The organism is Agrobacterium tumefaciens (assembly GCF_009649785.1).
In the GTDB taxonomy this organism is placed as follows: domain Bacteria; phylum Pseudomonadota; class Alphaproteobacteria; order Rhizobiales; family Rhizobiaceae; genus Agrobacterium; species Agrobacterium tumefaciens.
Genome location: NZ_WJOK01000049.1, coordinates 1 through 11,714 on the forward strand (window position 1 = coordinate 1; position 11,714 = coordinate 11,714).

At 55.3% G+C, this 11,714-nt stretch carries 12 protein-coding genes; 11 read left to right on the plus strand and 1 reads right to left on the minus strand.

The features are described 5' to 3' along the window. Window positions 1–773: Gfo/Idh/MocA family protein (locus GH784_RS26730; protein ID WP_153794015.1), on the minus strand; the 773-nt coding region annotated here is incomplete at its 3' end. A gap of 184 nt (window positions 774–957) precedes the next feature. On the opposite strand from GH784_RS26730, the gene GH784_RS26735 reads away from it, so the two are divergent. The 11 genes from GH784_RS26735 to GH784_RS26785 all read left to right on the plus strand — a co-directional run. Then, complete coding sequence (locus GH784_RS26735; protein ID WP_153794016.1) at window positions 958–1,788, plus strand: IclR family transcriptional regulator; 831 nt, start codon at window positions 958–960, stop codon at window positions 1,786–1,788. A gap of 145 nt (window positions 1,789–1,933) precedes the next feature. Further along, a complete protein-coding gene (locus tag GH784_RS26740) occupies window positions 1,934–2,986 on the plus strand; it encodes an ABC transporter ATP-binding protein (protein WP_153794017.1) in 1,053 nt (350 codons plus the stop codon). A gap of 51 nt (window positions 2,987–3,037) precedes the next feature. Next, a complete protein-coding gene (locus GH784_RS26745; RefSeq protein WP_153794018.1) occupies window positions 3,038–3,979 on the plus strand; it encodes a carbohydrate ABC transporter permease in 942 nt (313 codons plus the stop codon). Window positions 3,980–3,987: 8 nt separating this feature from the next. Further along, window positions 3,988–4,833: a carbohydrate ABC transporter permease gene (locus GH784_RS26750; protein WP_153794019.1), complete on the plus strand. Its 846-nt coding sequence runs from the start codon at window positions 3,988–3,990 to the stop codon at window positions 4,831–4,833. 50 nt (window positions 4,834–4,883) lie between these two features. After that, the gene (locus GH784_RS26755; RefSeq protein ID WP_153794020.1) at window positions 4,884–6,182 is read left to right on the plus strand and encodes an ABC transporter substrate-binding protein; all 1,299 of its coding nucleotides are present in this window, start codon (window positions 4,884–4,886) and stop codon (window positions 6,180–6,182) included. A 234-nt stretch (window positions 6,183–6,416) separates the two neighbouring features. Next, window positions 6,417–7,484: an aldo/keto reductase gene (locus tag GH784_RS26760; protein WP_153794021.1), complete on the plus strand. Its 1,068-nt coding sequence runs from the start codon at window positions 6,417–6,419 to the stop codon at window positions 7,482–7,484. A 129-nt stretch (window positions 7,485–7,613) separates the two neighbouring features. Beyond that, complete coding sequence (locus tag GH784_RS26765) at window positions 7,614–8,432, plus strand: sugar phosphate isomerase/epimerase family protein (protein WP_153794022.1); 819 nt, start codon at window positions 7,614–7,616, stop codon at window positions 8,430–8,432. Then, complete coding sequence (locus GH784_RS26770; RefSeq protein ID WP_153794023.1) at window positions 8,422–9,249, plus strand: shikimate dehydrogenase family protein; 828 nt, start codon at window positions 8,422–8,424, stop codon at window positions 9,247–9,249. The genes GH784_RS26765 and GH784_RS26770 overlap by 11 nt, the downstream gene beginning before the upstream one ends. A 28-nt stretch (window positions 9,250–9,277) precedes the next feature. After that, window positions 9,278–10,210, plus strand: a complete 933-nt coding sequence (locus GH784_RS26775; RefSeq protein WP_153794026.1) for a dihydrodipicolinate synthase family protein — start codon at window positions 9,278–9,280, stop codon at window positions 10,208–10,210. A gap of 131 nt (window positions 10,211–10,341) precedes the next feature. Further along, on the plus strand, window positions 10,342–11,109 hold the full coding sequence (locus GH784_RS26780) for a 2-keto-4-pentenoate hydratase (protein WP_153794024.1): 768 nt from the start codon (window positions 10,342–10,344) through the stop codon (window positions 11,107–11,109). A 33-nt stretch (window positions 11,110–11,142) separates the two neighbouring features. Further along, window positions 11,143–11,714, plus strand: a 572-nt coding sequence (locus GH784_RS26785; protein ID WP_153794025.1) for a sugar phosphate isomerase/epimerase family protein, incomplete at its 3' end; no start/stop codon positions are given.

Genomic DNA, 11,714 nt, shown 5'->3' on the forward strand with positions numbered 1-11,714 from the left:
GCATATCCGCGAATGTAGCGTTCACGATGGGAAAGTGAGAAGGCAAAGTCCCGCTGGTCGTCCGCCGTCGACGGGTACAAATAGCCAGTCTCGATAACCCCAATCTGTCCTGCGGCAGTTCGGCAGGTAAACACTGCCTGTTCGTCAACAGTTACGTCAGGGCGGTAAATCTGAACCTCTCCAGCGACACGGATGATGGGGCTTTGCGTAAGCGTCGAGATCAGATCGATGAAGTGAATGCCAACATTAAGCATCGACCCACCCCCAGCGTGGTGCTTTTCCAGCATCCAGGCACATCCATTCCGCTCGTACCGTGCGACCGACCCTACGATGAACCTGAAGGACAAATGTTGAAAGCCGTCGGGCGTGAGACCCGCGGCAGGTGATAAACGATCTGCCAGCTCACTTACGCGCTGGATAAAAGGCACGCTCACGTAAACGCCGCGTTCCTCTGCCAACTTGCGGATTCGACGAACTTCTATCAAGTTCAGCCCGCATGGTTTTTCAATCAAGAAAGGCTTGCCTTTGGAGATCAGCCGCTCAGCGAGCTCGGCCATGTCTGAGTGACGGCTCAATACGAGCGCGAAATCGAAGTCCGCGTTCAGGAGTTCGTCGTTGGAACCGTAGAGCTTGCAGTCAAGCAGACTTGAAAAACGTGCGCCAGCAAACGAAGCGCTGTCCGACATTCCAACAACTTCGATGCCAGAATCCTTGAGCGCGGGGATGTATAGCGGAAAATGCCAATGGCTGACGTCAAATATTGCAATCCTCATCACGACTCCATGGTTGCTGGTTTATCAAGGCTACCAAATATGATTGGATCCAGCGCATTCCTCGCCAAGATGCACTGACCAGGCTTGGTCTGGTTTCTCAACCGCTGCTCCCAACCGCTCCTTGTGAAACCTTCCTCTAAGTGCTATTGGAATATCGTTCCGATAAACCGAATATCGTGGTATCATGCGACTTGTCAAATCCCTTCTCGATCGTTGTTTCGACCTCATCACGCTGTTGAGTGAGAACGCTACTGGACTGTCATTAGGCGAGATTAGTCGCCGGCTGGACGTGCCTAAGAGCGCAGCGCATCGCTTGCTGAACAGTCTGTGTGACCTTGGTTGGGCCGAACAGGATCCTGAGAATGGGTTCTATCGACTCTCGTTGCGTTTGGCTGTCATGGGGCAGCGTTTGCTAGCCGGGACTCGGATCCCCGACATCTGCCAGCCGATCCTGGACCGATTGGCCAGCGATACCAAGGGACTGGGCAGGATCGCGATCCTTGATCCTGACGGTCTGACGTGGATATCACATTCGCAGGGCATGCGGTCCGGCCTGATTTACCAGCCGGAACTTGTAGCAAAGGTGCCATTGCACACGACGGCCAACGGCAAAGCATGGTTGGCCACATTGGACCGCGAGGAAGCATTGGCCAGGGCCGTGGCAAGCGGGCTGGGCCGAACGGACCTCGGCGGCCCGCGGGCCATCACCTCCAGGCAGACCTTCTCGGCGGCTTTGGATGAGACCGAAGAACGCGGATGGGCTACTGCGATCGAAGAAGCTGAACCGGGCGTCGCCGCTGTCGCAGCGGTGATCCGCGTGGGAGGTCAGGTTGTTGGAACGGTGAGCATCGCAGGACCTATACACCGCTTTTCGGCACTTGTTTTACCGCAGTTGGCGGAACAGGTGAAGGCCACCGCACAGGAACTTTCTGAACTTTGGCCTTATCGAATTGCCGCACCCAGCCCGCAAGCGAACGCTTCTAGCAAGTCACAAGTCATTGGAAATATTATCTAAAGTTCGTCGTTAGCTGCGAGTGCCACCACAGTCGCGCTGATCCTCCTTGACACCCGCTTTCCTTAATGGAATAACGTTCCGATAGCGAATCGGGGAGATCGCGCTGAGCCGGGTGACCGCTTAAGTGGTTGGTAGGAGGAAAGAGTTGGCTAATGTTGAGCTGAAAGCCGTTCGTAAAGCTTACGGCGCCGTAAAGGTGCTTCACGGTGTGTCTGTCGACATCCGAGAAGGGGAATTCGTCACTCTCGTCGGACCCTCGGGTTGCGGTAAATCAACCCTGTTGCGGATGATCGCGGGCCTTGAAAATATCACGGGCGGTGAGATCCAGATCGGCGGACGTACCGTTAACGACATCCCGCCGAAGGCCAGGGATATCGCCATGGTCTTCCAGAACTATGCCCTTTATCCGCATATGACCGTTGCGGAAAACATGGGTTTCTCGCTGAAGCTCAAAAAGGCTCCGCGGGAAGAACGAGAGACGCGCGTTCAACGCGCAGCAGAGATCCTCAGTCTCACGAAGCTCCTTGATCGTTACCCTCGCGAACTGTCAGGCGGCCAGCGTCAGCGCGTGGCGATGGGTCGCGCGATTGTTCGCAATCCGCAAGTATTCCTGTTCGATGAGCCGCTCTCGAACCTGGACGCGAAATTGCGTGTGCAAATGCGCGCCGAAATCAAGGAACTGCATCAGCGGCTTAAAACCACCACCGTCTATGTCACCCACGATCAGGTCGAGGCAATGACAATGGCCGATAAGATCGTTGTCATGCACGACGGTTACGTCGAGCAAGTCGGCGCGCCGCTTGAACTGTATGATTACCCCGCCAACGTATTTGTTGCCGGGTTTATCGGATCGCCATCTATGAACTTCCTCAACGGTCGAGTGGAGGAAGGCCGGTTCGTTCTAGAGGACGGACACAAGCTTCCTCTACCTGCAGGCGTGGCGGACATCTCCGAGAAAGTGATCTACGGCGTGCGTCCTGAGCATCTCACGATCAGTGACGAGGGACTGCCACTTACCGTGACAGTCGTCGAACCGACCGGCTCCGAGACCCAGATCATCGCTCGGCATGGCGCGCAAACCATCGTCTGCATATTCCGAGATCGCGTTCTTCCGAAGGTTGGAGAGACCATCACCGTGGCTCCGGATCTTTCACGCGTCCACCTCTTCAGCGAGAGCACGGGCAAGCGCTTGTCCTAACGACGCGAAGCCGCCCGCTCTGTCTGATACGGCCACAGGGGAATTAATCGAATGTCGATACCACCGCTGCAAGTCAGCACCACTCAAAGCGCGGCGCACCTGGCGAGCGACGTCACGGACGCCACTGAAAGCCCTAACCGCTTTAATTGGGCTCCCTTTCTCTGGTTCACACCCGCGATACTAATCCTCTTTCTTGTCACGCTCTACCCGACGATCTTCGTGATCTGGTTGAGCTTCCAGAAAACAAAATACTATGAGCTCGTCGGCTTTACCGGTCTCGCCAATTACGTCGAAGTGCTGCGCTCATCCGAGTTCTGGGACACGACGATAATTTCCCTGACCTATGTTGGGGGCTCTCTGGCCGGCGCCATAATCCTTGGCATGGCCTCGGCACTGGTTTTGAACCGAGCGGGCGTCACCGGCTCTGCGTTGCGGGTGTTCATCCTTTTCCCTTGGACTCTGTCCATGTCGGTCGTCGGAAGTATCTGGCTCTGGCTCCTCAACCCCTCGTTTGGGCCGGTGCCCTATGTGATCCAGAAGCTGGGTATCGATCCGGGGTTGATGCTAGGGGATCCAGGTATGGCATTGCCCCTCATCACTATCGTCACGGCTTGGTGGTCGTTTCCCTATGTCATGGTGATGGCTACAGCGGCCATGCAGTCCATTCCGAAAGAACTTTATGAAGCGGTCGAGATCGACGGCGGCGGTGCGTTCGTGAAGTTTCGCTACGTTACGCTTACCGAAATCCTTCCCACCTTGGGAAGCACCGCGCTGACGCTTTCCATCATGTACCTGACCTTGATGACGCTAATCATTGTCATGACCGGCGGAGGGCCACTGGGATCAACGACCACGCTCAGTTTCGAGGCTTTTCGTGGAACCGTTCAGGCGGTCAATATTGGACCGACTGCAGTTGTCTCGATTGTCGTCCTTATCATCAACGTTGCCCTAGGTGCTCTTTACAGCCGGCTGACCGGCCGCGCTACCGGATAGGATCAGATATGAGTAATACTCTCTCAAACCGATCAAACGGACAGATACCTGCGATCCTGGGATCCCTGCTTGTTGCGATTATCGTTCTCGGACCAGTGCTTTGGGCCTTTTCGACGTCGTTCAAGACGGAAGTGGAAGCGGTTGTCATTCCGCCCACTCTCTGGCCCTCGTCACCGACGCTGGATAACTACACAAAGGTCTTCCAGGACCCTTCTTTCATCAACGACCTCTGGAATTCTGTAGCCTACTCCGTCGGAGCCGTGATCATCGCTCTTCTGGTTGGCATTCCAGGAGGATATGCCGCAGCCCGCTTTTCTTTCAAAGGCAAAAGGGCTCTTATGCTGGTTATCCTCGGAACCTCAATGGTGCCAGGAGTGGCGCTGCTAGTTCCCACTTATTATCTGTTGGAGAAGATCGGCTTACTCAATAGTGGCGTTGTGGTCACGATCATTCTTTCAGCAAGAATTATTCCGCAAACCGTCTGGTTCATCGCGAACTTCGTTGAAGCCGTTCCAGTTGAGATCGAGGACTCCGCTATGATTGATGGCGCTTCCCGTTTCCAGATCATATGGAGCTTGATCTTGCCTCTCATCCGTCCAGGCCTCGCAGCTGTCGCGACAATCGGTATCGTCACCACGTGGAACGACTATATCACGGTGGCGGTGTTCGCGCCTGAGGTCGCCAAAAGGACATTGCAAGTTGCTCTTGTCAATCAAGTTTTTGACGCCGTCGGCATATCCTGGTCGTACATGTTGGCCTTCGTAATAGTCGCATCATCACCGGTAATCTTGATGTTCGGCTTCGTTCAGAAGTGGTTCATCTCCGGCCTAACGGCTGGCGCAGTGAAAGGCTGACGATCTAAACAAAACATCCACACACCACGTCCAACCTGGGAGGAAGACGCATGCAAACCATATCGAAACGGAAACTGATTAAGACGTCGGCGGCACTCGCCATCGGCACTACTCTGTCTATATTCGCGGCTTCACAAGCCTTCGCCCAAACCACTAAGATCGTCTACCAGACCTTTTTGGATCCGAATAATGCGAAAGACCCTCGGGCAGCAGCCCAGACCAAAATCATTGATGCATTTCAGTTGAAGAACCCTGACGTCAAAGTCGAGGTACTTGTCGATTCGACGGGGGCAACGGCATCTCGTGCGGTTAAGTCGGGTAGTCAGACTCCCGACGTAATCCGCGTCACTGGACAAGGTGTTCCAGAATTCGTCGCCACCGGAAATCTTCTTCAGCTCGATGATTTGGTGAAGAAGGATGGCATTCCGGAGGACGACTTTCTCCTACCCCTTTCAAACGCACGAATTGGCGGAAAGCTGTTCGTAATCCCCCAGGATTTTCGTATTCCGATCCTGTTCTATCGCAAGAGCATGTTGGAGAAAGCCGGCGTAAAGCCGCCGACAACCTGGGATGAAGTGTGTGCGATGGGCGCCAAGTTTGGCCAATCGGACGTTATCCCGTTCGCTGTTCCACTTGGGGCCACCGGCGGCCTTGGTGGCGCCCAGGCGCTCGGAGAATTCTTCCTAGGCACGATGTTGCCTGAACAGGGCGGTGAATACTTCACCCCTGAAGGCAAGATCGCGTTTTCAAAGGAGTCGTTCATCAAGGCAGCAGAGACGATCAAAAGCTTTTACACGAAGTGCAACGTAACCCCGCTGCGCAGCGCACAGATGGGCTACAATGAGTTGCATGATGCGCTCAGGTCCGGTGGTGCAGCGTCAGCGGTGTTTGGACTCTATCGCTACAAGACGATTCAGAACCAAGTGGGCGGCGATGACCTGGCCTGGGCTCCGGCGCCTGCGTATTCGGCAAACGATAAACAGACTGTCTACAGCTATAATATTGGGATCAATAAAAAATCCGCCAATCAAGACGCTGCTTGGACCTTTGTAAAGTTTATGGTGTCACCAGAGGCGCAGGCTCTCGCAGCCGAGGGTGGCGAAGTCGTATCGCGTAAGTCGGCGTACAATGCGCCATACTTCCAGAGCGACGCCGGTAAAGACCAGAAGAATTGGTCTGAACTTGTTATACAGCGGGGTCAGGCTATGACCTATTCCCCCATCATTACAAACTATCACACCATCTTGGGCGAAGCTTTCCAAAGAATGGTCCTGAAGGACGGATCGCCGGCAGATGCTTACGACGAACTGATTGAACGATATGACGCAGCACTCGCGAAGGCGCAGTAGCTAGCCTCCTCCTAACGCGGCTGGATGGCGGTGAACCGCCATCCAGCTCCCATTGACAAGGCCATCCACGGTCGTTGTCGGAACCTCGATGCAAAATCTGGTGGTTTAGGTGGCCTCAGTCTCGCTCAACGGCGGCTGAAAAGCCGATGGGTACTGCTGTGCCATACGCACTCATATGTGGCGCGCAAACCCTGACCAGTGAAACCACATTCAGACCGATGGAAGGCATCCGCCATGAGATATCGATACCTTGGAAGAACTGGAGTTCAGGTCAGCGAGTACATGCTTGGCACAATGAGCTACGGATCTGATGGAAATACTGACGAGAAGGAATGCATCGAGATTTTGCACAGCGCGCTCGATCGCGGCATCAACTTCATCGACACGGCTGACACATACTCCCATGGTGAATCCGAGGAGATCGTCGGCAAAGCGATTGCGGGCCGTCGAGACAAAGTGGTGCTTGCGACCAAGTTTCGTTTGACGGCTGGCGAAGGACGCAACGAACAGGGTGCGTCACGCTACTGGATCATGAAACAGGTCGAGAACAGTCTGCGAAGGTTGAACACGGATCACATCGATCTCTACCAAATGCATCGGCCTGACCTTCAGACCGATCTTGATGAAACGCTCGGCGCTCTCAACGACCTGGTGACCCAAGGCAAGGTTCGCTACATCGGCTGCTCGACAATGCCGAGCTGGTATCTGGCGGAGACACAATCCGTAAGCCGATTGAACAAGACGGCGCGATTTATCAATGAAAGCTCGCCTTACTCGATTTTTCAACGAGCCGTGGAAAGAGAAACCCTCCCCGCCGTTCAACACTACCGCATGGGTTTCACTGCCTGGAGCCCACTGAATGGGGGCTGGTTGACTGGAAAATACAAGGCTGACGGCTCGGTGCCCTCAGGATCCAGGGCTGAACGCGTCCAAGGACAGTGGGGACAGCACTACCCAATCCTGCAAACCCGCTTCGATATGCAACGCGAGGGTAACAGGCGCAAACTCGAATTGCTTCAGGAACTTGAGGGCGTTGCGATGGAGGCCGGTGTGTCCCTTATGCACATGGCTCAGGCGTTCCCGCTGGCGCACGCCGCTGTGACATCTGTGATCCTTGGTCCCCGCACGCTTGAGCAGTTCAAGAGCATGGAAGCGGGCTTTGAGACAGTCCTCCAGTCCGCAACGCTCGACCAGATTGACGCGCTTGTTCCGCCGGGATCACTCATCGAAGAAGCCGACCGTGGTTATGTTTCTCCGTTGCTAGCGCCAGAGGTTCGTCGCTATCCGGGGAAACCTGCTTGAGCGAAACCGACCGATCTTGCTTCGGTGTGAGAATACCGTCGGTTTGGTGATCGACGACTCGACCCTGACGCCGTTCCCGCGACCGAGCATGGTCTCACAACCATTCATATTCAAAATTAAGAGGGGCCGATGACGAACATTGTCTTCAACCACGCCACGGTGCGCGAGAGAGCAGATATGTTGACCTATCTTCGACTCTGCTCGGAGCGCGGGCTTGATACCGTTTCCATCTGGGGAGACGAGATTGTCAAGGTTGGCGAAAACGACGCCCTGTCTGTCTTGCAAGATTTTGGAATGACGGTCTCGGGATACAATCGTGTGGGCCCGTTAAATGAATATGCATATGACTCGGTTGAGGCGGAACTCGAGCGGGCGGCGAAATTCGAGGCTGACCATGTCTTCCTGTTTACCGGTGGCTTTCGGGGCAATGAAAAGGACTTGGCTTCAGCAAGACGACGTATTGAGGATACAATTGGTAAAGTCCTCGACAGCGCGCGAAAGATCGGCGTGAAGCTCGCCATTGAGCCGCTCCATCCCATGGTCACGGGCGACCGCAGCGTCATCTCTAGTCTCTCCCATGCAAATTCTCTGTGCGAAGCGCTGGGACCGGGCATAGGAGTGGTCGTCGATGTCTATCACTGCTGGTGGGATGAGCGATTGCAAGCCGAAATCGCGCGGGCAGGCCACGCCGGTCGGCTCTTTGGATTTCATGTCAACGACTGGCTCATCCCTACCCGTCATGTCCTAACCGATCGAGGCATGATGGGCGACGGGATTATAGACCTGCGCGGCATCTACTCGATGATGCGACGTGCCGGATACGATGGAGCGGTTGAAGTGGAGATCTTCTCAACCGAGTGGTGGTCTCGCGACCCGGCGGAGGTGATGGACATCGCCATCGACCGCTGCCGCAACCTGTTCAACGTGGATCGAAATCATGCGGGTTGATATCCCTAACCTTGACGGCAACTCGCGCGTCTACGCTGTGTTTGGTGATCCGATCCACCAGGTACAAACGCCGCGCCTGATCAATCCCATCTTCGCCGCTGCCGGGGTGAACATTTACGCAGTTCCCTTCCAGATTTCCGCTGAACATTTCGCGGCAGCCTGGGATATATTTTCTGCCATACCCAATCTCTGCGGTATAAGCACCACGATCCCACATAAGGTCGCAGCGGCCAAAAAATGTTCAACGCTTACGCCAACGGCGAAGGCCGTAGGTGCCGTTAACTGCATCCAGCGCGCTGAGGACGGGCAGATGAACGGTGCGCTGTTCGATGGCATAGGGTTTGTTGATGGTCTCGGTGAGGCAAAGTCGCGTTTGCGCGGCGCTCGCGTGCTGATTGTCGGAGCTGGGGGAGCTGGCCGCACGATCGCGTTTGCACTTGCTGAGGAAGGTGTTGCCAAGATCGATCTCATGGATCTCTCGGCAGAATCCGTCGCCTTCACTGCGGCAATGGTCAACACTTTGCGCGGTGAAGAATGCGCGGTTGCCGTCGATGGTTCGGCAGGCTGGGACTACGACATCGTCATTAATGCATCCCCGATCGGCGTCAAGGGAGATAGCAAATTCCCTATGCCGGCTTCCGCGATCCGGCCCGACATGCTCATCGCCGATATCGCCAGCCTAAGCGAGGAAACCGCGCTATTACGCACCGCCAAGGCGGCCGGTGCAACGGTGTCTGACGGCAATGACATGCTGCTGGCGCAAATCCGCTTGATGGCGGGTTTTGCCGCAGGTTTGCCAGCAGGAACGCCACTTTGACAATCAGGAACAAGAGAAAGTGTACATCATGAAGATCCAAGCCCAAGGTATTGTCCCCGTCATGCTTACCCCGTTCACGCCGGATAATCGGATCGATTGGGAGGGTCTGGAGCGACTTGTGGAATGGTATATCTCGAATGGCGCTGACACCCTCTTTGCCGTCTGCCAGTCGAGCGAGATGCAGAAGCTGTCGCTGGAAGAGCGTGTCGAACTTTCGAAAAAAGTGGTCTCTCTGGCTGCCGGACGTGTACCGGTGATCTCATCGGGACACATCAGCGACAGCTCCGCTGATCAGCGCGCAGAACTGGTGGCCATGGCCGGTACAGGGATCGATGCGCTTGTCTTGGTCAGCAACAGGCTCGACACAAAAAATGAAGGAACAGAAGCATTTCGCTCAAGCCTCGACGCGATATTGAGCTGGCTCCCGAGCGACCTGGCCCTTGGTCTATACGAATGCCCGGCTCCCTATCGCCGTCTCTTGAGCGATGACGAATTCAAGCTATGCCGCGACACCGGCCGCTTCGTAACGCTAAAGGATGTTTCATGCGACCTCGAAACCGTAAAGCGACGCGTGGCACTATCTGGCGATTCCGGCTTTGCGATTGTTAACGCCAATGCGGCCATCGCCGCCGCTGCTATACGGGCCGGTTCGAAGGGCTTCTCTGGCGTCTTCACCAACATCCACCCCGACCTCTACGCTTGGCTTTACAAGCACGCTTCGGAAGACAGCGATCTGCGCCACGAACTTGAGAACTTTCTGGCGCTCGCAGCGATGGCTGAACCTATGGGCTATCCTGGCCTTGCCAAGGTTTGGCACAAGCGCCTCGGCACGTTTGACAGCATCCATTCTCGTGTAACGGATTATGACATCGCCGAGCGGCACTGGGCAGTCATGGATCTTCTGGACCACATCCAGGAGGGGGCGGAAAGGTTTCGCGAGCGGATCAAGCAGGCGTCCTAAGGGATGTGGTCGGCGCATTTTTCTCTGAGCAGCATATGTCGCCGAACGCGCCTTCGTTAAAAGCGCTGGTCGTCAGACGATAGGATGCCTTCATCGTCCAGATACGCCGTCGGAATAACCGAGAGAGAGACATGACTTCTATTCTAGCTACTCCCGAAATAAGTACATTGGCTCAGCAACTATACAACCTCCGTCATGACGGAAGCCAGGTACCAACAGGCAAGCTGCTGTCAACGCCCGTAGCGCTTGAAGATGCGATCGACGTACAGAGCCAGTTGTCGAAGCTGGAAGGAGCAGACCTCCACGCCTGGAAAGTAGCAAAATCGCCTGGCGGCGACCCCGTCGCCGCTCCGCTACACCCCTATCTGAATGATGGTCCCACTGCGACCCTTTCTTGGCGGAGAGGTATGAAAATCGAGGTAGAAATTGCCGTTCAGCTTTGCCAGGATCTGCCTGTTCGCACGGCTAAGTCTTATGAACGGGCCGAGATCGAGACAGCCATTTCAAACGCCTACCTTGGCGCTGAGTTGGTTTGGAGCGGTATCTCGGAAGGCGGCACCATTTCCTTCCCAGCCTTTCTGGCAGATCGCCTAGGAAACATGGGGTATGTGCGAGGGCCAGCTCTGCCCTTAGTTGTGCTTCAGGTCGGTTCGACCATACCTCTCAAGATTAGGCTCAACGGCCAAGTCACTTTTGACGCTGCTGGACAACATCCGACGAGAGATCCGCTCACTTGGCTCCGCGATTACGCGAACAATCAATCGAGGTCTGCAACGGCGCTCAGAGCAGGCTCGATCATCACGACGGGGAGCCTCTGTGGTGCAATCGAGGTTCCGGGGCCGGGCGACGTATCCGTTCAACTAGGCAACGACGCTGCGATGCACTTCGCATTGGCGTAGGCCCATCCAACATGCCCAAAGGAATCCGACATTATGCAGCCGAACGCTCCTTATACCGTCAACACCTATTCCTACACGGACCGTTACACCGCTTTGGAATGCTTGGAACATCTTGCTGATGTGGGATTTTCCAGCTTCGAGATGATGCTGATCCCGGGCCACTTCTGGCCGAGTACCTCCACAGCAGCCGAGCGCAAGGCAGTCGGAAGACTTCTGGAAGCACGAAAAATACGCATCGAAACCCTTAACCAGCCAAATCTCGACCTCAATCTTGCAGCTGTTACGCCCGAATGCCGCGACTATTCTTGCGGTGTTGTTGCCTCTGCACTGGAACTGGCGGCTGACTGGGGCGCATTCGGCGTCGTCATCAACCCAGGAAAGTCAAATCCGGTTTTCCCGACGAGTATCGACAAGCTTACCGACGGTTTCCGGTACTCTCTCGATATCTTGGTGCGACGTGCAGCTGAACTGCAGGTCAAGCTGATCGTTAAAAACCATCCACTGTCGTGGCTATACAAGGGAGCCGACCTGTTAGCCTTTTTTGATCGTTACGGGTGGGCGAACATCGGGTTGGGCTATGACGTTGCAAATGCGGCCTTTGGACG

What these genes read in the sequence shown, in the direction of transcription:
- GH784_RS26750 (WP_153794019.1), top strand. Translation starts at nt 3,988, where the DNA reads ATGAGTAATACTCTCTCAAACCGATCAAACGGACAGATACCTGCGATC.
- GH784_RS26780 (WP_153794024.1), top strand. Translation starts at nt 10,342, where the DNA reads ATGACTTCTATTCTAGCTACTCCCGAAATAAGTACATTGGCTCAGCAA.
- GH784_RS26775 (WP_153794026.1), top strand. Translation starts at nt 9,278, where the DNA reads ATGAAGATCCAAGCCCAAGGTATTGTCCCCGTCATGCTTACCCCGTTC.
- GH784_RS26765 (WP_153794022.1), top strand. Translation starts at nt 7,614, where the DNA reads ATGACGAACATTGTCTTCAACCACGCCACGGTGCGCGAGAGAGCAGAT.
- GH784_RS26760 (WP_153794021.1), top strand. Translation starts at nt 6,417, where the DNA reads ATGAGATATCGATACCTTGGAAGAACTGGAGTTCAGGTCAGCGAGTAC.
- GH784_RS26745 (WP_153794018.1), top strand. Translation starts at nt 3,038, where the DNA reads ATGTCGATACCACCGCTGCAAGTCAGCACCACTCAAAGCGCGGCGCAC.
- GH784_RS26755 (WP_153794020.1), top strand. Translation starts at nt 4,884, where the DNA reads ATGCAAACCATATCGAAACGGAAACTGATTAAGACGTCGGCGGCACTC.
- GH784_RS26735 (WP_153794016.1), top strand. Translation starts at nt 958, where the DNA reads ATGCGACTTGTCAAATCCCTTCTCGATCGTTGTTTCGACCTCATCACG.
- GH784_RS26770 (WP_153794023.1), top strand. Translation starts at nt 8,422, where the DNA reads ATGCGGGTTGATATCCCTAACCTTGACGGCAACTCGCGCGTCTACGCT.